General features: G+C 74.8%; 16 protein-coding genes. 12 read left to right on the top strand and 4 right to left on the bottom strand.

Annotation, left to right across the window (positions count from 1 at the left end):
• Positions 1-3 precede the first annotated feature (3 nt).
• From ACQUFX_RS11125 to ACQUFX_RS11110, 4 genes are all read right to left on the bottom strand, one after another.
• On the bottom strand, positions 4-246 hold the full coding sequence (locus ACQUFX_RS11125; RefSeq protein WP_428965929.1) for an acyl carrier protein: 243 nt from the start codon (positions 244-246) through the stop codon (positions 4-6).
• Positions 239-2,182, bottom strand: coding sequence for a non-ribosomal peptide synthetase (locus tag ACQUFX_RS11120; RefSeq protein WP_428965928.1), 1,944 nt, complete (start codon positions 2,180-2,182; stop codon positions 239-241). Before ACQUFX_RS11120 ends, ACQUFX_RS11125 begins: the two co-directional genes overlap by 8 nt.
• 249 nt (positions 2,183-2,431) lie before the next feature.
• Positions 2,432-3,487 (bottom strand): hypothetical protein, encoded by a 1,056-nt coding sequence (locus ACQUFX_RS11115; RefSeq protein WP_428965927.1) that lies wholly within the window; start codon positions 3,485-3,487, stop codon positions 2,432-2,434.
• A 324-nt stretch (positions 3,488-3,811) separates the two neighbouring features.
• Positions 3,812-4,900, bottom strand: a complete 1,089-nt coding sequence (locus ACQUFX_RS11110; RefSeq protein WP_428965926.1) for an IS630 family transposase — start codon at positions 4,898-4,900, stop codon at positions 3,812-3,814.
• A gap of 201 nt (positions 4,901-5,101) precedes the next feature.
• Between ACQUFX_RS11110 and ACQUFX_RS11105 the strand changes: the two genes are divergently transcribed.
• The 12 genes from ACQUFX_RS11105 to ACQUFX_RS11050 all read left to right on the top strand — a co-directional run bounded on the left by ACQUFX_RS11105 (position 5,102) and on the right by ACQUFX_RS11050 (position 20,935).
• Positions 5,102-5,350, top strand: a complete 249-nt coding sequence (locus ACQUFX_RS11105) for an acyl carrier protein (RefSeq protein ID WP_428965925.1) — start codon at positions 5,102-5,104, stop codon at positions 5,348-5,350.
• Positions 5,343-6,905, top strand: coding sequence for a class I adenylate-forming enzyme family protein (locus ACQUFX_RS11100; protein WP_428965924.1), 1,563 nt, complete (start codon positions 5,343-5,345; stop codon positions 6,903-6,905). Before ACQUFX_RS11105 ends, ACQUFX_RS11100 begins: the two co-directional genes overlap by 8 nt.
• Before the next feature lie 272 nt (positions 6,906-7,177).
• Complete coding sequence (locus ACQUFX_RS11095) at positions 7,178-7,897, top strand: Phenylacetic acid catabolic protein (protein ID WP_428965923.1); 720 nt, start codon at positions 7,178-7,180, stop codon at positions 7,895-7,897.
• 22 nt (positions 7,898-7,919) lie between these two features.
• Positions 7,920-9,050, top strand: coding sequence for a 4Fe-4S cluster-binding domain-containing protein (locus tag ACQUFX_RS11090; RefSeq protein WP_428965922.1), 1,131 nt, complete (start codon positions 7,920-7,922; stop codon positions 9,048-9,050).
• Between the two features lie 30 nt (positions 9,051-9,080).
• Positions 9,081-9,338, top strand: coding sequence for an acyl carrier protein (locus ACQUFX_RS11085; protein WP_067362638.1), 258 nt, complete (start codon positions 9,081-9,083; stop codon positions 9,336-9,338).
• Complete coding sequence (locus ACQUFX_RS11080) at positions 9,335-10,174, top strand: SDR family oxidoreductase (protein WP_428965921.1); 840 nt, start codon at positions 9,335-9,337, stop codon at positions 10,172-10,174. Before ACQUFX_RS11085 ends, ACQUFX_RS11080 begins: the two co-directional genes overlap by 4 nt.
• A 41-nt stretch (positions 10,175-10,215) precedes the next feature.
• Positions 10,216-13,155, top strand: a complete 2,940-nt coding sequence (gene aroA / locus ACQUFX_RS11075) for a 3-phosphoshikimate 1-carboxyvinyltransferase (RefSeq protein WP_428965920.1) — start codon at positions 10,216-10,218, stop codon at positions 13,153-13,155.
• Positions 13,152-14,300: an acyl-CoA dehydrogenase family protein gene (locus tag ACQUFX_RS11070; RefSeq protein WP_428965919.1), complete on the top strand. Its 1,149-nt coding sequence runs from the start codon at positions 13,152-13,154 to the stop codon at positions 14,298-14,300. Before aroA ends, ACQUFX_RS11070 begins: the two co-directional genes overlap by 4 nt.
• Positions 14,297-15,091, top strand: a complete 795-nt coding sequence (locus ACQUFX_RS11065) for an SDR family oxidoreductase (protein WP_428965918.1) — start codon at positions 14,297-14,299, stop codon at positions 15,089-15,091. Before ACQUFX_RS11070 ends, ACQUFX_RS11065 begins: the two co-directional genes overlap by 4 nt.
• Positions 15,088-17,091, top strand: a complete 2,004-nt coding sequence (locus ACQUFX_RS11060) for an FAD-dependent oxidoreductase (RefSeq protein ID WP_428965917.1) — start codon at positions 15,088-15,090, stop codon at positions 17,089-17,091. Before ACQUFX_RS11065 ends, ACQUFX_RS11060 begins: the two co-directional genes overlap by 4 nt.
• Positions 17,088-19,094: an ATP-binding cassette domain-containing protein gene (locus ACQUFX_RS11055; RefSeq protein ID WP_428965916.1), complete on the top strand. Its 2,007-nt coding sequence runs from the start codon at positions 17,088-17,090 to the stop codon at positions 19,092-19,094. Before ACQUFX_RS11060 ends, ACQUFX_RS11055 begins: the two co-directional genes overlap by 4 nt.
• Positions 19,091-20,935: an ABC transporter ATP-binding protein gene (locus tag ACQUFX_RS11050; RefSeq protein WP_428965915.1), complete on the top strand. Its 1,845-nt coding sequence runs from the start codon at positions 19,091-19,093 to the stop codon at positions 20,933-20,935. The genes ACQUFX_RS11055 and ACQUFX_RS11050 overlap by 4 nt, the downstream gene beginning before the upstream one ends.
• Positions 20,936-20,989: the final 54 nt, after the last annotated feature.

Raw genomic sequence — 20,989 nt, 5'->3', positions numbered from 1 at the left:
CGCTCATCCCGGCGTGCCGGACGCGTCGAGCCGGGCGGCCAGCTCGCGGAAGTCCCGGGCCTCGAAGAACACCGTAACGTCGAGGTCGACGCCGAGCCGGGCCTCCAGCCGCAGGAACAGGTCGATGGCGGTCATCGAGTCGCCGCCGATCTCGAAGAAGTTGTCCTCGGCGGCGGTACGGCGGCCGAGCACCTGGGCGCAGACCGCGAGGATCTCCGCCAGGTGCCGGGGGGTCGGCTCAGCCATGGCGCGGCTCCGTCGCGTCGTCGGTCCGCCGGGCCGGGGTGAGCAGGGCGGTCAGGCCCCGGGGTGTCCGCCACTCGAACAGGTCGACGAAGGTGAGTTCGACGTCGAACCGGCGGTAGAGGCGGGAGATGAGCCGGGCGGCGAGCAGCGAGTCGCCACCGGCGTCGAAGAAGTCGTCGTCCGGCCCGTGCGCCCGGTCGAGGACCCGGCCGAAGATCGACGCGACCTCGGCGACGACGGCGTCACCGCTGTTCTCCGTCGCCCCGCCGTCGCCCCTCGCCCCGCCACCGCCCGCCGCGCCGACGCCCTCCGACGCCGCGCCGTCGCCCGCCGTGCCGGTGCCGTCGGGCGCGTCGACCGGGCGGGTGCGGTCCGCCGCCGTGAGGGCGGCGTGGTCGACCTTGCCGTTGGGCAGCAGCGGCAGGGCGGCCCGCACGGACCAGCGGGTCGGCACCAGGTGCCCGGGGAGCCGCTCGCGCAGCCAGCCGGTCAGCTCGGGGCCGGTCACGGTCGCGCCGGCCCGGGGTACGACCGCGGCGGCGAGGTGCCGGCCGCCGGCCGCCGCGTCGACCCCGTACGCCGCCGCGGCGACCAGCGCCGGGTGGCCGAGCAGGGCACGCTCCACCGCCTCCGGCTCGACCCGGTGGCCGCGTACCTTGAGCTGCCGGTCCACCCGGCCGACGTAGCCGAGCTGACCGTCCGGGCCGGTGGTCACCAGGTCACCGGTGCGGAACATCCGCTCGTCGCCGGCACCGGGTACCGGACCGAACCGCTGCGCCGTGGCCTCCGGCTGGGCCTGGTAGCCGAGGCTGAGCGACGGCCCGCCGACGTACAGCTCGGCGATGGGGGAGCCGGGCGCCGTCGGGACCAGGAGCTGGCGGACGTGGGGCAGCGGCCGACCGATCGGTACCGGCATGCCGTCGGGCAGCCCGCGCCCGGCGGCGCCGCCCAGCTCGGCCTGGTGGGTGACCAGCACCGTCTCGGTCTGGCCGTACGTGTTGACCAGCCGGACCCGGTCGGGCACCAGCGCGCACCAGGTGCGTACCGGTCCGGCGGCCACCTCCTCGCCGCCGATGACGACCAGGCGCAGCGACGGTGGCAGCGGCCGGCCGGTCAGCCGGAGGAACTCCACCACCTCGTACCAGAAGGAGGTGGGCAGGTCGACGACGGTGACCGCGTGGTCCGCGACCGCGGCGAGCAGCCCGGCCACCGTGCCGTCCGTGGCCCGCCGGTCGATGACCAGGGTCGCCCCGCCGAGCAGGCTGGAGTAGGTCTCCTCGCCGCTGGTGTCCCAGGTCAGCGCGGCGAAGCTGAGCATCCGGTCGCCGGGGGTGATCCGCCACGCCTCGACCAGCGCGGTGGCCGCCGTCGCCAGGGCCCGGTGGCCGACCAGGACCCCTTTGGCGGCGCCGGTGGAGCCGGAGGTGTGGATGACGTAGGCGAGCGGGTCGCCGGTCGGAGGGTCGACGATCGGGTCCGGCGCGCCGGCCGGGTCGGGGGCGAGGGTCGGGGTGGGCTCGATGGTCCGTACCGGCAGTCCGGCGGCGACGGCCGGGGGCAGCGGGGCGGCGAGCAGGAGCCGGCGCAGGCCGCAGCCGCGCACGATGTCGTGCAGGCGGTGCGGCGGGTCGGTGGGGTCCAGCGGGACGTACGCCGCGCCGGCCCGCAGCACGGCGAGGAGCGCGCCGATCCCGGCGGCCGAACGGCGGACCGTCACACCGACCGGCTCGCCGGTGCGGACGCCGTCGCGCAGCAGGGCGGCGGCCATCGCCTCGACGTCCCGCCAGAGGGTGCGGTAGCTGGTGACCGTGCCGTCCTCGATCAGCGCGGCGGCCTCCGGGGTGCGGGCCGCGACCTGCTCCAGCAGGGCGATGACCGAGGCGGCCGGCGGTGGGGCGGGGGCCGCCACGCGGACCGGGGCCTGGGGGGTGGGCATCGGACTCCTTCCCGCCGCCGGGCGCGAGGGGTGGTGGGGCCATGCGGGGTGGGGCGGTCGGCCGACTCGTCGCCGGCTGCTCTGCCGGGGCGGGCGTCGAAGCGCTTCGACCAGCGAGAACCTAGCCCTTCGTCGGCCGGCCGGTCAATGGCGTCGAGGCCGGTGGCGGCGTTCGTCCGATTTGGACACCGGGACCGCCGCCCGCCCCGGGCGGCCCGGTGTTCACCCGGGGCGGACGGCGGCGAGGGCTCATCCCGGGCGGACGGTGGCGTCGAGCTGTTCGACCACCCGCCGTTCGGCGGCGGCGATCAGTCGGACCAGTTTCGGGACCTGGTGCAGGCCCCGGGCGACGAGGTCGGCGGCGGCCGGGTCCGTCACCGGGGCGGGCCCGCCGGCGAGCCAGAGCGAGGCGGCGACGTCCCACTGTCGGGACACCGCGCGCAGCCGGTCGGCGCACTCGGCCAGCGCGGGGTGCCCCAGCGCGGCGACCCGGGACAGCCAGAGCGCGTGCCCCCGGCGCAGCGCGCCGACGTCGGTGAAGCTGCTCACCGGCAACTCCCGCCGCCGGCCCGGGTCGGCCCGGAAGCCCGGCCCGGCCAGCCACTCCGCCAGCCGGTCGGCGACCAGCCCGATCGCGGCCACCCCGTGCCGGCCGGCCGGGTCGAGCATCGCCGCGACGTTGCGCCGGACCTGGTCCCGCCAGGTGGCGGCCAGCCAGCCGGCCACCGCGTCGGCCGCGCCGGGCGCCACGGCCAGCTCCACCGTGCGGTACCGGGCGGCGCCCAGGTGCGGCGAGTCGGCCCAGCGGGCGAACCGGTCCGGCGCGACCCGGCCGCTGAACCGGGACCGGGGGAAGGCGTCCAGCACCTCGACGCCGTCGCCGCCGGCGGCGGTGACCACCAGGTGGTGCGGCACGTGGGCCCGCCCGTGGAACGGGGCCGGCTCGTAGCCGTACTGGTCGACGGTGACGGCGACCGCCCGCCCGCCCCGGGTCCGGTCGCGCAGGTGCCGGTGCAGCCCGGGCAGGTCGACGGCCCGGTGCTCGGCCAGCCCGATGCCGGTGCCGGTCGGGCCGGTGGCCGGGGGCAGCGGGCCGCCGGTCCGGTACGCCGGGGACAGCCCGTCGGCGACGCCCCGGTCCACCTCCACCTCGAAGGCGAGGTCGCCGAGGAGCAGGTCCTCGGGGTGGGCGACGCCGGCCAGCCGCAGCAGCGTGCCGAGCGCGGTGTCCTGGCAGTCGCCGTGCGCGAAACCCGGATCGTCGGCGACCGCGTCACCGGTGGGCGGCCCGGGGGGATGCCGCATCGGGTCTCCTCGCTCCGCCGGGCCGGGCGCGGGCGGGGACGCCCACGTCGCCGGCCGGTGCGGCCGTCGGGTCCACCGTGGTCGGTGGGGTTCGGCGACCACCATCCCGCAGCCGGCGGCCCGGGGGAATCGGCCACTTCGTCCGCCGGGTCGGCCGGGGGGACCGGATGGACGCGCGACGAGGCGGCGGCTGCTCGCCCGGCCGGGTGGTCCCGCCCGGACCCGCCGGGCGGGACCACCCGGCGCACGGCCGGCCCGGTCGGCGGGCGGGTGGAGCCCCTGCCGTCGGGCCGGTGGGTAACCGCCTGCTGGGACTCGCCGACCTCAGCGTCCGGCTGCCCGCCGGCCGGCAGGCGCGGCCACGCCGCAAGTCCGTTCCAGATGTCTGTCCAGGGCGTCGCGGACGGCTTCGGCGGCTTTGACCCATGCGAGGCATTCCGGGTGCCGGGCCCCGGCGACGGGGGAGTCGGGGGCGGTCGCCGCCGGGCCGGGCGGCGTCGGCTCCTCGGCGAGGGCCGGGGCCGTGCCACCGAAGCGGGCGACCCACTGCGCGGCCTGGTCGCGCCAGGTGGGCCCGGCGGGGGTGAAGTGGACGTGGAAGCGCGGGTGGCGGGCCAGCCAGGCCCGGACCGGCGCGGTGTCGTGCAGGGCCACGTTGTCGCTGATGACGTGGACGTCCAGGTCGGCGGGGACGGCCCGGTCGACGGCGCGCAGGAAGCGGCGGTACGCGCAGCCCCGGGCCCGGCGGTCCGGTTCGCCGGCCCCGGCGGCGCCGACGACGTCCGGCGGTGCCGGCGGGTCGGCCGTGCCCGGGGAGGGCAGGCACGGATCCGGGCCGCCCGGCGGTGCGGGCGCCGGGGCGGCGGCCGGCCGGTTCTCGTCCGTGCACAGCGCCACCGCCCGCTCCGGCAGGTGCTCGTAGAGGCCGACCACGTCGACGACCCGCGCCACGAACCGCGGGTCGGTGGCCAGCCGGAGGCCGTCCTGCAGGTGCGGCCGGAGGTCGAACCGACGCCAGATCCGCCCGACCGTCGAGGCGGACAGCCCGCTGTGCGCGGCCATCGCGGCCCGGGACCAGCGCCGGATCCGGTCCGGTGGCGCGTCCAGGGTGGCGCTGACCACCTGACGCACCCGGTCCTGCCCGACCGTCGCCGGCCGCCCGGTCCGGGGCGCGTCGGCCAGGCCGGGCATCCGGTGGGCCACGAACCGCGAGCGCCACTTGCCGACGGTCGGTGGCGAGACGCCGAACCGTGCCGCGACCTCGGCGTTGGTGGCGCCGTCGGCGCAGGCGAGCACGATCCGGCAGCGCAGCGCGTACGCCTGGGTGGAACTCGCCGCCCGCGCGCCCCGGCCGAGCTGGACCCGTTCCTCGTCGCTGAGAGTCAATGCGGCCTTCGGTCGACCCTTCCCCATGGCGCGCATGATACATGTACATGAACGAATTTATGGCGCGGATTGTCGGGTTGTTTGCGGCCGGGAATTGAATCACCGAACCGTTCTGGACAGCCCCTGACGTCGTCGGTATGGTCCCGACGAGTCCCGACGCCACGGAAAACGTTCGCCGCCGCCGGTCGCGGTGGCCCGTGGAAATGACCTGACAGGGAGCCGGCTGTAGTGACCACCAACGATCTCGATTCGCAGATGGCTGCCATCTGCGCCGACGTGCTGGACCGGTCCACGCTCGGGACGGACGACGACCTCATCGCCCTGGGCATGGACTCGGTGGCCGCCGTGGAGATCGTGACCCGCGTCGAGACGGCCTACGGGGTCGACGTCGTCGACGTCATCTTCGACAACCCCACGGTGACCCGCCTCTGCGACGTGGTGCGGGGGGCCGCTCCCGGTGGCGCGACCGATGCCTAGTCCACTGGCCGCGCCGGACCTGACGGTCACCACGAACCTGCTCGACCTCGTCTCGGCCGCCGCCGACCGGTACGGCGACCGGCCGTACCTGGTCCCGGCCGAGCCCGGCGGCCGGACCGTGAGCTTCGCCGACGTGCTGACCTTCACCAGGGGCTGCGCCGCCCTGCTCGACGAGCACGAGGTGCCGCCGGGGGCCCGGGTGGCGACGGTCCTGCACAACTCCTCGCTCGCCGCCGCGCTGTTCGTCGGCGTGATCGCCGCCCAGCGGATGCTCGTGCCGCTGAACCCGAAGTCGGGTCCGGGCGAGCTGGAGGCACTGCTCGCGCACGCCGGGCCGGCGCTGGTGATCGGGCCCGCCGCGACCGCCGCCAAGGTGGGGCGGGACCTGCCCTGGCTGACCGTGGACGACGGGGAGGCCTTCCTCGCCGACGTCCTCGCGCGCGGCGCGGCGTACCGGGGGGAGCTGGCCCCGGCCGACGACGACGGGACGTCGGACGCGGAGATCGTCTACACCTCCGGCTCGACCGGCGTGCCCAAGGGCGTGGTGCTGTCGCACCGCAGCCTGCTCGCCAACTCGCTGGCCATGGTGGAGTGGGCCGACGCCGGCCCGGACGACGTCTTCCTCAACGTCATCCCGATGTTCCACGCCGGCGGGCAGGGTTTCCCGACGCTGACCCCGCTGTGGTCCGGCGGGCGGTCGGTGTGTGTGCGCTCCGAGACGGCGCTGGTGCGGTTCTGGGCCTACGTGGACCGGCACCGGCCGACCTGGACGCTGGTGGTCAACGCGTACCTGGCCAACCTGGCGGACCGCCCGCAGCGGCCGGCCGCCGGCAGTCTCAAGGGTGTGCTGGCCGGTGGTTCGGCGTTGAGCCCGGAGCTGATCCACCGCTTCGAGGGCACCTTCGGCATTCCGGTGCACCAGGTGTACGGGATGACCGAGATGACCTCGCTGACCACGGTGGAGCCGCGCGACCGGGCGCCGGGACAGCGGCGGACCGCCGGCTCGCCGGTGCCGTTCGCCCGGGTCCGGGTCGTCGGCCCGGACGGGCGGGACCTTCCGGCGGGCGAGAACGGCGAGGTCCTGCTGAGCGGGCCGAGCATCTTCACCCGGTACGAGGACGCGCCGGAGCTGACCGCGAAGCGGCTGGACGGCGGGTGGGTGCGCAGCGGCGACCTGGGGCACCTCGACGAGCGGGGCGAGCTGACCATCGTCGACCGGATGGACAGCATGGTGATCGTCAACGGGGAGAACGTCTACCCCGCCGAGATCGAGAACGTCGTGCCGCACCTGGCCGGCGTCGAGGACGGGGTCGTCGCGGCGCTGCCGCACCCGGTGACCGGGGTGGAGCTGATCCTCGTGTACACCCTGCTGCCCGGCGCCGTCGCCGACGACGACGCCTGGCGCGCGACGCTGCTGGCGCACCTGAGCCCCTTCAAGGTGCCGCGCCGGTTCGTCGCGTTGACGCAGCTCGGGGTGGACGGCTTCCCCCGGACGCCGCTGGGCAAGATCCAGAGACCGGACGTGCAGCGTCTGGCGGTCGAGCGCCTGGTGTGAGCTGATTCGGGCGAGGTGCGGGGAAACGGGGGCGGTGTCGTGACAGACGTCGACGAGAGAAATGTGCGCCGGTGCGCACCGGGATGACATTTCCCGGCGGGCACTGACCCGGTAGTGAAAACTTTTTCCAGGATGTGGCCGCGTGTCGGTGGAAGCGCTCCCAACCATTTGTCCGAATCGGGTGCCCGGTGGTCCCGCCGTAACGGCCCGACGGGACGCCGGCCCATTCGCCGACACCATTCGTGGCCGTTGTCGACAGGAGGTGGTCAGTCATGACAGTCGAGATCCTCGATGACGAGGAAGTGGTGGTCCGTACCCCCGAAGAGCTGAAGCGGATGCCCCGGGCGTACCAGAAGGCGTTGATCAGCCAGATCATGATCAACACGGAGGGTGAGCTCTCCGGTGGGGACGACTACACCATGATGTTCCTGCCCATGGCGCCCAACGCCGAGGAACGTCAGGTGTGTGCCGAGCGGGCCGCCGAGGAGTACGACCACTACAAGATCGGCAAGCGGGTGCTCGCCGAGATCGGCATCGACACCTCCTACATGGAGGAGCAGACGATCGAGGAGCGGCGGCTCTTCTCCGACAAGCGGCTGCACCAGTGCACCACCTGGGCCGAGCGCGGGATCTACTCCTACATCGGCGAGGAGAGCGCGCTGCTGATGATCCGCGAGTTCGCCGAGGGCAGCTACAAGCCGTGGGCCGACGCCGTGCGCACCATCATCCTCGACGAGAAGATCCACATCGCGCACGGCGCGCGGGTGTGCCGCAACCTGGCGGTCACCGAGGAGGGGCGCGAGCAGCTCCAGGCGGCCCTGGACCGGCTCTGGCCGGTCTTCAAGGACCTCTTCGGCACCCCCGACTCGGAACGCTCCAAGCGGGCGGTCCGCTGGGGGCTGCGTCAGACCAACAACCGGGAGGCCCTGGAGAAGTGGCTCGCCACGGTCACCCCCCGGATCCACGCGCTCGGGCTCGTCGTACCGAGCTGACGATCGAAGGGAGAACGGCGCCATGCCCACCCCCGTAGCGATCAACCCCCGGCCCCCGTCCCGCAAGGAGGCCAAGGCCCGCCTCCAGTCGCTGCTCGCCGGCCGACCCGACCTGGCCGGCCGGCTGGCCGCCGTCCGCGACATGGGCCTGCGGGTCACCGCCTGCGAGGTCCACCTCACCACCACCTGCAACATCCGGTGCAAGGGCTGCTGGTACTTCGAGGGCGGCTTCGACGCGGCGGTCCCGGAGACCTCCGACCCCGTGGTGATCTCCGAGTTCGTGGACCGGCTCGTCACCCGGGGCGTCACCCAGGCGACCCTGATCGGCGGCGAGCCGACCCTGGTGCTCAAGCGGGTGGTGCCGTTCGTCGAGCGGCTGCCCTACGTCACCATCTCGACCAACGGCATCCGGCCGCTGCCGAAGGCCGGGTTCGAGAAGGTCGCGGTGGCGATCAGCCTCTTCGGCGGCGGCTCGCTGGACGACTCCCTGCGCGGGTACCGCCCGAACGGCTCGGCCTTCACCGGGCTCTTCGAGACCGCGCTCGGGCACTACCGCAACGACCCACGGGTGATCTTCGTCTACGCGCTGTCGGAGGAGGGCCTGCAGTACGTCGAGCCGACGGTGCGCGCCATCCAGGACAACGGCAACCAGGTCACCTTCAACTTCTACTCCGACCACGGCAGCGACCACGCGCTGCGCATCGACAACGAGCAGCGTACCCTCGCCGAGGCGCTGCGGATCAAGCAGAAGTACCCGGACACCGTGGTCAGCCACCCGTACTTCATCGAGACCCTGATCACCGGGCGCGGCCACTGGGGTGGACAGTTCGGGTACGACGTCTGCCCGAGCATCAGCGTCGACCACCCCGACCACGCCGACCGGATCCGCAACGGCAACCCCGTCCTGGACGGCTTCGCGGTCTACGGCGCCGACTACCAGACCCTGCAGTTCTGCTGCACCTCCGGCAACTGCGCGGACTGCCGCGACAGCCAGGGCGTCTACAGCTGGCTGCTGGTCAGCATGAACCGGTTCCTCGACGACGTGGACCGGCTGGAGACCTGGCTGGACCTGGCCGAGAGCTACTGGCGCCAGTGGTACTGGGCCCAGCAGCACTCGCCGCACTTCGCCCGCCGCGCCCCGCTGGCCGCGTAGCCACCCACCCCGACCGAAGGAGTGTGCCGCATGTCTTCCCCCTCTTCCCCGATCACCGCCGCCGTCGTCGAGGAGCGGCTCCGGGCCGAGCTGATCGACCTCGGCGTCGAGGAGGACGCCATCAGCCCGGACGCCAAGTTCGACAAGCTGGAGATCGACTCGCTGGACGTCGCCGACCTGATGGCCATGGTGGTCAAGGAGTTCCAGGTCGAGATCCCGCGCAGCGAACTGGCGGACGTCACCATCGGGCAGCTCGTGGCGCGGATCGTCGCGGGCGCGTCGCATTGACCTCGCTGCTCAGCCTGGCCAAGCGCACCTACCTGGTGACCGGGGTCCTCAACAACGAGTCGATCGCCTGGCACGTCGCGGCGGCGCTCCAGCGGGAGGGCTGCGAGGTCGTGCTGACCTCGTTCGGGCGGGTCGCCCGGATCACCCGGAAGGTGGCCGACCTGCTGCCGACCCGCCCCGAGATCCTCGACCTGGACGTCATGTCCGACGCCAGCGTCGAGGCGCTCGCCGCCGAGGTGCAGGGGCGCTGGGGCCAGCTCGACGGGGTGGTGCACAGCATCGCCGCCGCGCCGCCGGAGGCGCTGGGGCCGGGCTTCGTCGGCGCGCCCGCAGGCGGCGTGCTGGACGGGTTCCGCGCCTCGGCGTACTCGTTCCAGCAGCTCACCACCGCACTCGCGCCGCTGCTCGGCCGCGCCCCGGGCGGCGGCGCGGTGGTCGGGCTGACCGTCGACTCGACCCGCGCCCTGCCCGGCTACGGCTGGATGGGCGTGTACAAGTCGGCCCTGGAGGCGGTCTGCCGGTACCTCGCGCTGCACCTCGGCCCGGCGGGCATCCGGGCCAACCTGGTCGCCGCCGGGCCGGTCGAGACGGTGTCGGCGCGCGGCGTGCGGACCTTCGCCGACCTGGCCGAGCAGTACGAGCGGTGGGCGCCGCTGGGCTGGGACCGCACCGACCCGCAACGGGTGGTGGGCGCGGTCCTGTTCCTGCTGTCGGACCTGTCCCGGTACACCACCGGGCAGGTGGTGCACGCCGACGGCGGGATGCACGCCGTCTTCGGCGGGGTCGGGGTACCCCCGGCGGCGACGACGCCGCCCGCCGAGAACGCGACCGGCTGACCCGGACTGGGGGAGCGAACGTGCGCCTTGTCGTCAAGGGGATGGGCGAACCCCTCGCGGGGGAACTGGACATCCCCGTCTCGAAGTACCACGCCCACCGGGCGCTGATCCTGGCGTCGCTGGCCGACGGGACGAGCCACATCCACGGCGCCTGCGGCGCCGGCCACGTCCGGCACACCATCGGCGCCCTGCGGGACCTCGGCACCTCGGTCACCGTCGACGCCGACACGTTCGTGGTGCGCGGCGGGCGCTACCGGCCGGTCCGCCCCGAGGTCTCCGTCGGCAGCTCCGGTACCACCCTGTACTTCCTGACCGGGCTGACCGCGCTGGCCGGCACCCCGGTCACCATCACCGGCCAGAAGTACTTCCGCCGCCGGCCCATCCGGCCGCTGCTCGACGCCCTGGCCGGTATCGGCGTGCAGATCACCGCCACCGACGGGCTGCTGCCGATCCGGATCCCGGCCCGCCCGCCGACCGGCGGCCGGGTCGAGATCCCCGGCACCCTCTCCCAGTGGATCTCCAGTCTGCTGCTGGTCAGTCCGTTCGCCACCGGCCCGACGGTGGTCGACGTCGTCGGCCCGTTCAACGAACGCTCCTACGTCGACCTGACCATCGCGATGATGCGGCAGTTCGGCCTGCACGTCACCGTCCGCGCCGACGGCCGGCGTTTCGAGATCGACCCCGGCCAGCGGGCCACCCCGGCGGTGGTCCACCTGCCCCCGGACGTCGGCGCGGCGGCCTTCGGCCTGGCGGCGGCCGCCCTGCACCCCTCCGACGTGCTGTTCCGGGGCCTGCCGGCGGTCAGCGCCGGCGACGTCGACCACCCCGAGGCGGACCTGCTGGAGTACCTGCGGGAGATGGGCCTGCCGCTGCGGCGCGACCCGGCCACCGGCTGGGTCCGGGTCCGCCACGACGGCTCCCGGCTCGACCCGGTCCGGGTGGACTGCCGCGCCGTACCCGACATGCTGCCGGTGCTCAGCGTGCTGGGCGCCCACGCCCGGGGCACCACCGTGCTGGAGAACGTGGCCCACGTCCGCCTCAAGGAGTCCGACCGGGTGGCGGCCATGGCGCAGCTCAACCGGATGGGCGGACGGGTACGGCTGGACGGCGACCGGCTGCTCTGCGAGGGCGTGCCGCACCTGCGCGAGGCGGACCTGTCCTCCTTCAACGACCACCGGGTGCTCATGGCGCTGGCGGTGGCCGCCTCCCGGGCCACCGGCGAGAGCCGGCTGACCTACCCGAACGCGCACCGGATCTCGTACCCCCGGTTCCTGGAGCAGATGAACGGGATCGGCATGAACATGGCGGTCGACCGGGCGCCGGTACGGCCGGACCCGCGCCGGGCGGTGCCCACGCCGGGCCGGCTGGCCGCCGTCGGGCTGGGCGACCTGGTCCGCCGGCACGCCCGCGCGCGGCCCGACCAGCACGCCGTCATCGAGGCGGCCTCGCCCGGCCGCCCCGGTGGCCCGCTCACCTGGCGGGAACTGGACCGACGGGCCGACGAGGCGGCGTCGCTGCTGCTGGAGCTGGGCGTCGGCCCCGGCGACGTGGTCGCCTGGCAGCTACCCAACTGGCACGAGTTCGTCGTGCTCACCCTGGCCGCCACCCGCATCGGCGCGGTGTGCTGCCCGATGATGCCGTTCTTCCGCGAACGGGAGGTCGCCGACCTGCTACGGCGCAGCCGGGCCCGGGTCTTCGTGGTCGGCGACCGCTTCCGGGGCCGTGACCACGTCGCCGAGACCACGACCGTGCTCGCCGCGCCCGACCCGCCCGGCGTGGCGCACGTCCTGGTGGTCGGCGGCACGGGGGCGCTGCCCGACACCCCGGCGGGGGCGCGGTGGCAGCGCTTCGACGCGGCGACCGCCCGGCAACGCCCCGACCCGGCGGCCCTGCGCGCCCACCGGCCCGCCCCGGACGCCCTCGCGCAGCTCCTGTTCACCTCCGGCACCTCCGGCGCGCCCAAGGGCGTGCTGCACCGGATGGACACGCTGACCCGCGCCGCGGCCATGCAGGCCCGGCACCTCGGCCTGACGGCGGCCGACCGGCTGTACGTGCCGTCGCCCCTGGCCCACCAGACCGGCTTCCTCTACGGCATGTGGGTCGGGCTCGTCCTCGGCGCCCCCGTGGTGCTGCAACCGGTCTGGGACGGCCGGACCGCCCTGGCCACCCTGCACCGCACCGGCGCGACCTTCGTCCAGGCCGCCACGCCGTTCCTCGCCGACCTGGTCGACGCCGTCGCCGACGGCGGCGAGCCACCGGCGGCGCTGCGGACCTTCGTCGCCACCGGCGCGGCCGTCCCCCGCGCGCTGGCCCGGCAGGCCAGCGCGACCCTCGGCGCGGCGGTCTGCGGCGCGTGGGGGTCCACCGAGTCCTGCCTCGGCACCCTGTCCGCGCCCACCGACGAGCCCGCCCACGCCTGGGGCACCGACGGCCGGGCGCTGCGCGGGGTCCGGGTCCGGGTCACCGACGACGCGGGCACCGTGCTGCCCGCCGGGGCGGAGGGCAACTTCGAGGTCTCCAGCGACTGCCTCTTCGTCGGGTACCTCGACCAGCCGGAGTGGACCGCCGCCGCGCTGACCCCGGACGGCTGGTACCGCAGCGGGGACCTGGCGGTCGTCGACGACGCCGGGTTCGTGCGGATCACCGGCCGGGTACGCGACGTCATCAACCGGGGCGGCGAGAAGATCCCCGTGGCGGAGGTGGAGCAGCTCCTGCACACCCATCCCGCCGTCCGGGACGTGGCGATCGTGGCCATGCCCGACCCCCGCCTGGGCGAACGGGCCTGCGCCTTCGTGGTGCCGCGACAGCCGCTGACCTTCGCCGGGATGCAGCGCTTCCTCGACGAGCACAAGCTCGCCAAGCAGTACTGGCCGGAGCGGCTGGAGACGGTGGCCGAACTGCCCCGCAACGTCGTCGGCAAGGTGCAGAAGTTCCTGCTCCGAGACCAGCTCAAGAAGATCATCAGCGAGGAGACCCAGTGACCGAAGACGACGGCGCGGCGTTCGCGACACTCGCCCGGGAGATCGAATCGTTCGTCCGGGGGCCCGGCGAGGAGTACGCCGAGACGATCGAACGCACCCGCACGGTGCCCCCGCAGCTCTGGCACGACCTGCGGGACCGGGGCTACCTGCGGCTGGCCGCGCCCGCCGAGTACGGCGGGGCCGGGCTCTCCTTCAGCCAGTACCTGCGGCTGCTGGAACTGTTCTCGATGTCGCACGCCTCGCTGCGGATGATCGTGCACGTCTGCAACGGCGTCTGGCGGGCGATGGACCAGTTCGCCACCGACGAGCAGCGCAAACGGTTCGTCCTGCCGCAGGTCGCCGGGGACCTGCGGGTGGCGTTCACCCTCACCGAACCCGTCGCCGGCACCGGCGCGGACCTGCGCGCCAGCGTGGTCCGCGAGGGCGACACCTACCACCTGTCCGGCGAGAAGCACCTGATCACCTTCGGGGTGAGCTGCGACTACTGGCTGCTCTTCGCCCGTCTCGCCGGCACCACCGGCAAGGACGGCACCGTCGCGCTGATGGTGGACCGGCGGGTCGCCGGGGTCCGGGTGGAGCCGATGCCGGACACCATGGGCGTCCGCGGCACCGACCACGCCCACCTGGTCTTCGACCGGGCGCCGGTGCCGGTGGCGAACCGGCTCGGCGAGGAGGGCGCCGGCCTGGCGGTCGCGCTGGGCGGCTTCCTCACCCCCAGCCGCATCGGCGTCGCGATGACCTGCGTCGGCCTGGCCCGACGCGCCCAGGAACTGGCGGTGGCGCACGCCGGCCGGCGGGTCACCTTCGGCAAACCCCTCACCGCCCGGCAGGCGGTCTCCTTCGCGCTCGCCGAGAACGCCGCCGACATCGAGGCGGCCCGGCAGCTCACCCTGCACGCGGCCCGACGGTGGGAGGCCGGCGCGACCGACGCCGACGCGCTCTCCTCGATGGCCAAGCTCGTCGCCGTCGACATGCTGACCCGGGTCACCGACAAGGCGTTGCAGGTGCACGGCGGCATCGGCTACTGGGAGGGCAGCCCCATCGAGCGGGTCTACCGCGACGCCCGCGCCCAGCGCTTCGAGGAAGGCACCAACGAGATCCAGAAGACGGTGATCGCACGAGAGATCCTGGCGGGGCGACAGTGACCGACTACCACGGCAAGACCGCACTGATCACCGGCAGCTCCCGGGGCATCGGCCGGGCGCTGGCCCTCACCCTGGCCAGGGGCGGCTGCTCGATCGTCGTCAACTACAAGAAGAACGCGGACCTCGCCGAGCAGGTCCGCACCGAGATCGAGGAACTGGGCGCGAAGGCGGTCACCGTCGCCGCCGACGTGGAGCAGCCCGAGGAGATCGACCGGCTCTTCGCCACCGCCGAGGCCGAGTTCGGCGGGCTCGACTTCTTCGTCTGCAACGCCGCGGCCAGCTCGTTCAAGAACATTCTGGACCTCAGACCGCACCACCTGGACCGCTCGTACGCGATGAACATGCGGGCCTTCGTGCTCGGCTGCCAGCACGCCGTCCGGCTGATGCGCGACGGGGGCCGGATCGTGGCGCTGTCCAGCTACGGCAGCATCCGCGCCTACCCCACGTACGCGAACCTGGGCGCGGCCAAGGCCGCGATCGAGGCGTGGGTGCGGTACATGGCGCTGGAGTTCGGCGGACGCGGCATCAACGTCAACGCGGTCAACGGCGGCATCATCACCACCGAGTCGTCGGAGTACTTCTACGACGTGCCCGGGATGGCCCCGCTCTCCACCGTGCTGCCCAAGATCCCGAAGGGACGGACGGGAACCGCCCAGGAGGTCGCGGACGTCATCGCGTTCCTGCTCTCCCCGGCGGCCGAGTACGTCACCGGGCAGACCCTCGTCGTCGACGGCGGCCTGTCGATCGTCTCGCCACCGTTCCTCGAAGATCTGAGTGCCCCGTTGCGATGACGGCGGTCCTGGAACACGTGCTGCGCCCCGGCCGGATCGGCCGGCTGGCGCTGCCGCACCGCGTCGTCACCGGGGCGATGCACCTGGGCTGGGAGAACCGCGACGACGACGGGCGGTCACTGGCGGCGTTCTACCTCGCGCGGGTACGCGGCGGCGCCGGGCTGATGGTGACCGGGGGCGCGGCGGTCAGCGCCGTGGGTGCCGGCGGGCCCGGTTACGGGGTGCTCGACGACCCGCGGTTCCGGGCCCGGCTGCGCCGGGTCGCCACCGAGGTACGGGAGGCCGGCGGGCTGCTCGCCCTGCAACTGTTCCACGCCGGCCGGTACGCCCGGCCGGCCGCCGGCGGCCCGCACCCCGTCGCGCCGTCGGCGGTGTACAGCGCGTTCTCCCGGCACACCCCGCACGCCCTCGACCCCGCCCAGGTCGAGGCCACCGTGGCGGACTTCGCCCGGGGCGCCCACCACGCCCGGGACCTCGGCTTCGCCGCCGTGGAGATCATGGGCTCCGAGGGGTACCTGCTCGACCAGTTCCTGTCCCCGCTGACCAACCAGCGCGACGACGAGTGGGGCGGCGACCCGCACCGCCGGATGCGCTTCGGCACGGCCGTGGTCCGGGCGGTCCGCGCCGCCGTCGGCCCCGACTTCCCGGTCGTGGTGCGGATGACCGGCGACGACCTGATGGCCGGCGGCACCGACCGGGACACCGTGGCCGGGTACGCCCGCGCGCTGGCCGCCGCCGGCGCGGACGCCCTGAACGTCGGGGTCGGCTGGCACGAGTCCCCGGTGCCGACGGTCCAGGCCCTGGTCCCACCCGGACACTGGGTACCGGTGGCGGTGGCCGTCAAGGAGGCCGTCGGCGCGCTGCCGGTGGCGGCCAGCAACCGGATCACCCGGCTGGCCCAGGCCGAGGAGGTGCTGGCCGGCACCCCCCTGGACCTGGTCTCCATGGCACGACCCTTCCTCGCCGACCCGGCCCTGGTCGACCGCTCCCGCCGGGGCCGGCCGGTGAACGTCTGCGTCGCCTGCAACCAGGCCTGCATCGACCGGTCACTGGTGGACGACCCGGTCTCCTGCATGGTCAACCCGGCCGTCGGGCGGGAACACGAACCACCCCCGCCCCCCGGCGGGCCGCCGCGCGCCGTCGCCGTCGTCGGCGCCGGGCCGGCGGGCCTGAAGGCCGCCCACGACCTGGCCCTGGCCGGGCACCGGGTCACCGTCTACGAGGCCGACCAGGAACCCGGCGGCCAGTTCCGGCTGGCCGGCCGGGTACCGGGCAAGGCCGACTACCTCGACGCGATCCGCTACCTGACCGCCGAACTGGCCCGGCTCGGCGGCGAGCTGCGCACCGGCCGGCCGGTCACCGCCGCCGACGCGGACCTGCTCCGCCGCTACGACGGGGTGGTCGTGGCCACCGGGGTCCGGCCCCGGCGGCTGGACCTGCCCGGCGTCGACCTGCCGCACGTGCTCGACTACCCGGCGGCCTTCGCCGACGGCGCGCTGGGCCGGCGGGTCGTGGTGATCGGCGGCGGGGGCATCGCCGTGGACCTGGCACACCTGGCCGGCCACCCCGGGGCGGCGACGCCGCCGCGCCAGGTGACGATCCTGCACCGGGGCGACCGGCTCGGCCCCCGGCTGGGCCGGTCGACCCGCTGGACGGTCCTCGCCGAGCTGCGCCGGCAACGGGTCGGCCTCGTGCCCGGCGTCCGGGACCTGCGCATCGGCCCCGACACGGTGCACTACACCGCCGCCGACGGACAGCCCGCGAGCGTCGCCGCCGACACGGTGGTGATCGCCGCCGGCCAGCTCCCCAACGACGACAACGACGACATCGTGGCGACGGCCCGCCGGGCCGGCGTCTGGCACCACGTCGTCGGCGGCGCCCGGGACAGCACCGGACTGGACGCGGTCCGCGCCTTCGACCAGGGCCGGGCCGCCGCCGTGGCGTTCCAGCACGCCCCGCACCGGACCACCCCACCCGTGGAAATCGAGGAACGCGTATGACCGTGGCCGGGCCGGAGTCGGCGTCCCCCCTCGGTGTGCTGCGGCGCACCGCCGTGGACCGGTGGCGCATCGTGCGGCTGCTGCCACGCGCCGGACGCGCGGCGGTGACCGCCGCCGTCCTCACCAACGTGCTGCTCGCCGCCGCGCCGGTGCTCTTCGTCGTGCAGACGAGCCTGCTCGTCGGCCGGCTGCCCGCCGCCGTCCGCGACGGCGTCGACTCGCCGGCCTTCGAACGGCTGGTGACCGCGTTCGTCCTCGCCGCCGTGGCCTTGGGCGCACAGCAACTCCTGGCCCAGGTGCAGGTCACCACCGGGCTGCTGGTGCAACGCCGGATCGACGGCTGGGTCACCGACGAGCTGATGGGCGCCGCGCTCGGCAGCGTCGGCCTCGAACCGCTGGCCGACCAGGCGGTGACCGACCAGCTCAGCGAGGCCGCCCGCGAGGTCGAGCACGGCGTCCAGAGCCCCGGCGCCGCCGCCGCCGGGATGCTCGCCCTGCTCGCCCGCTACGGGCAGCTCACCGGGTACGCCGTGGTCGTCGGCTACGCGTTCTCCTGGCTCGCCGGCGCGGGACTGCTCGTCGCCGTCCTGGTGTTCCGCCACGGGCAACGCGGTGGCCTGCGCAAGTACGCGGCGATCTACGGCACGATCGTGGCCCGGGTGCGCAAGCTGACGTACTTCCGGCGGATCGCCACCGGCCCGGCAGCGGCCACCGAGATCCGCGTGTTCGGGCTCCTGCCCTGGCTGCGCGAACAGCACCGGTCGGCGTACCTGGACTGGATGCGCCCGGTGTGGGCCGAACGGCGACGGGTCTACCTCAAGCCCTACTTCGCGTACACCGCGGTGGGGTTGGTGGCGCTCGTCGCGGTCCTCGCCGCCCTCGGCGTGGCCGGCGGCCAACGGCAGGTCGACATCACCCGGCTGGCCCTGGTGATCCAGGCCGTCCTGGCGGCGATCCAGCTCGGTGACTTCTACCCCGAGGCCGACGTGCAGACCCAGTTCGGGATGAACGCCTACCGGGCGGTCGGCGCGTTCCGCGCCGGCATGGCCGCCCGCACCGCCCCCGCCGACCGGGACACCGGGGACCCCGCCCCGGCACCGGCCCCCGCCCGGCGCGGCCCGGCCGCCCCCGCCGTGATCCGCTTCGAGGGGGTGTCCTACCACTACCCGCAGCGGCCCACCCCGGTCTTCACCGCCCTGGACCTGACCCTGCCCCCCGGGCAGTGCACCGCGATCGTCGGGCTCAACGGGGCGGGCAAGACCACCCTGGTCAAGCTGCTGACCCGGCTGGCGACCCCGACCGGCGGCCGGATCACCGCCGACGGCCGGCCCATCGACGCCGTCCCCGCCCGGCAGTGGCGCGGCACCCTCGCCGTCATCTTCCAGGACTACCTCCGGTACGAGGCCAGCGCCGCCGACAACATCGCGCTCGGCGCCGCCGCGCACGCCGCCGACCGGGCCGGCATCCGCGCGGCGGCCGAGGCGGCCGGCATCCTCGACACCCTCGACGCGCTGCCCCGGGGCCTGGACACCCCGCTGTCCGGGCAACTCCGGGGCGGGGTGGACCTCTCCGGCGGTCAGTGGCAGCGCCTCGCCATCGCCCGCGCCCTGTTCGCCGTCCGGCACGGCGCGACGGTCCTGGTGCTCGACGAACCGACGGCGAGCCTGGACGTCCGCGCCGAGGCCCGCTTCTTCGACGAGGTCATCGCCGCCACGGCGGGCGTGACCACGGTGCTGATCTCGCACCGGTTCGCGACCGTCCGCCGCGCCGACCACATCATCGTGCTCGCCGACGGCCAGGTCACCGAGCAGGGCACCCACGAGGAACTCCGCCGCCACGGCGGCCGGTACGCCCGGCTGTTCGACCTGCAGGCGGCCCGGTTCCTCCCGCAGCCCGACGGCGACGACCACCCGCCGGGCGACGACCGACCCTCCGGTGGCGACGACGACCCACCGGAGCGCGGCGCCCCGGCCGCAACCGTCCGGGAGGGGAGCGGCAGATGAGTCACGGGTTGCTGTCGGCCGCCTGGACCCTGTGGCGGACCTCGCTGCGCCAGGACCGGCGCAAGGCCGTCACCGCCCTGGTGCTGGTCGTCGCGGGCGCGGCGGCCTGGCCCCTGGTGGCGATCATGCTGCGGGTGCTGTTCGACGCCGCGAACACGGGCCGGCCGGTCGCCGCGAGCCTCGCCGGCGTCGCGGTGGCCGCCCTGCTCATCGCCGGGCTCACGCTGAGCCACTTCGCGCACATCGCCTACTTCGAGCTGTCCGAGCTGGACGTGCTGCACCTGCACCAGGAGCTGATGGCGGCCACCAACGGGTCACCCGGCACCGCCCACTTCGAACAGGCGGACCTGGCCGACAAGGTCACCGTCCTGGAGGAGGACATCGAGCAGCTACGCGTCGGCCTGCAGGCCGTCCTGACCGGGGTCGGGCTGGCGGTGGCGATGGCGCTGACCACGGCGGTGCTGGCCTGGCTCAACCCGCTGCTGCTGTTGCTGCCGCTGGTCGCCGTACCGCCGCTGCTGGCCGGGCGGTGGGCGGAGCGGCGGGTGGACCGGTCGCGGGAGGCCACCGCCGAGTCCACCCGGCGGGCGCTCGGCCTGTTCCGGCTGGCCACCACCGCCGCCGCCGGCAAGGAACTGCGCGCCTTCGGCCTGGAGCAGGAGGTCCGGCGGCGTCACCGGGCGCTGTGGCAGGACAGCACCCGGCGTCTGTGGCGGACGCAGAGCGGGGCGAGCCTGATCCGGATGGCCGGCCAGTTGGCCTTCACCGCCGGCTACATCGCCGCCGTCCTGCTCATCCTGCGCGACGCCGTCGCCGGCCGGCGGGGGATCGGCGACGTCATCCTGGTCATCGCCATCGCCGCCCAGGTCAACCAGCAGGTGGCGGCGGCGGTCGGGGTGTTGCAGGACCTCCAGCGGCTGCGCAGCGTCTACCAGCGGTTCGACGAGGTCCACGCCCTCGTCGGGGCCGCCGGCCCGGACGACCGCCGCCGGTCCCCGGCCCGGGCCGCCGGCCCGGACGACGGTGGGCGGCCCGCCCCGCCGGCCGCCGTCCTGCCCGCCCGCCTGCGCGACGGCATCCGGCTGGTCGGCGTCACGCTGCGCTACCCCGGCGCGGAACAGCCGGCGATCACCGGCCTCGACCTGCACCTGCCGGCCGGGGCGACCGTCGCCGTCGTCGGCGACAACGGCGCCGGCAAGACCACCCTGGTCAAGCTGGTGTGCGGGCTGCTGCGCCCGACCTCCGGCCGGGTCCTCGTCGACGGCGTCGACCTGGCCGACCTGCCGCTGCCCTCGTGGCGGGCCCGGATCGCGGCCGGCTTCCAGGACTTCGTCCGGTTCGAGCTGCCGGCCCGGCAGACCGTCGGCGTCGGCGACCTGCCCCGGCTCGACGACGAGCCCGCCGTCCGGACCGCCCTGGACCGGGCCGGCGCCGGTGACCTCGTCGGCGACCTGGAGGCCGGCCTGGACACCCCGCTGGGTCGGAGCTGGACCGACGGCGCGGAACTCTCCGGCGGCCAGTGGCAGAAACTCGCCCTCGGCCGGGCCTTCATGCGCGACGACCCCCTGCTGGTCCTCCTCGACGAGCCCGCCGCCGCCCTCGACGCCGAGGCCGAACACGCCCTGTTCGAGCGGTACCGGCTCCAGACCCGCCGGATCGCCGCCGGGACCGGCGCGGTCAGCGTCTTCGTGTCGCACCGGTTCTCCACCGTCGCGGTGGCGGACCTGATCGTGGTGCTCGCCGACGGGCGGGTCGCCGAGATCGGCCGCCACACCGACCTGGTCCGCGCCGGTGGCCGCTACGCGGAGATGTTCGACCTGCACGCCCGGGCGTACCGGTGACCAGGGCGGACGCCGGCGTCCCGCCCACCCGAAACTGCGACCTGCGGAAGGAAC

This window comes from Micromonospora fluostatini (assembly GCF_050410825.1).
Lineage (GTDB): Bacteria > Actinomycetota > Actinomycetes > Mycobacteriales > Micromonosporaceae > Micromonospora > Micromonospora rosaria.
Note: the sequence above shows the minus strand (reverse complement) of the source record. Positions and strands in the feature narration are given on the sequence as shown.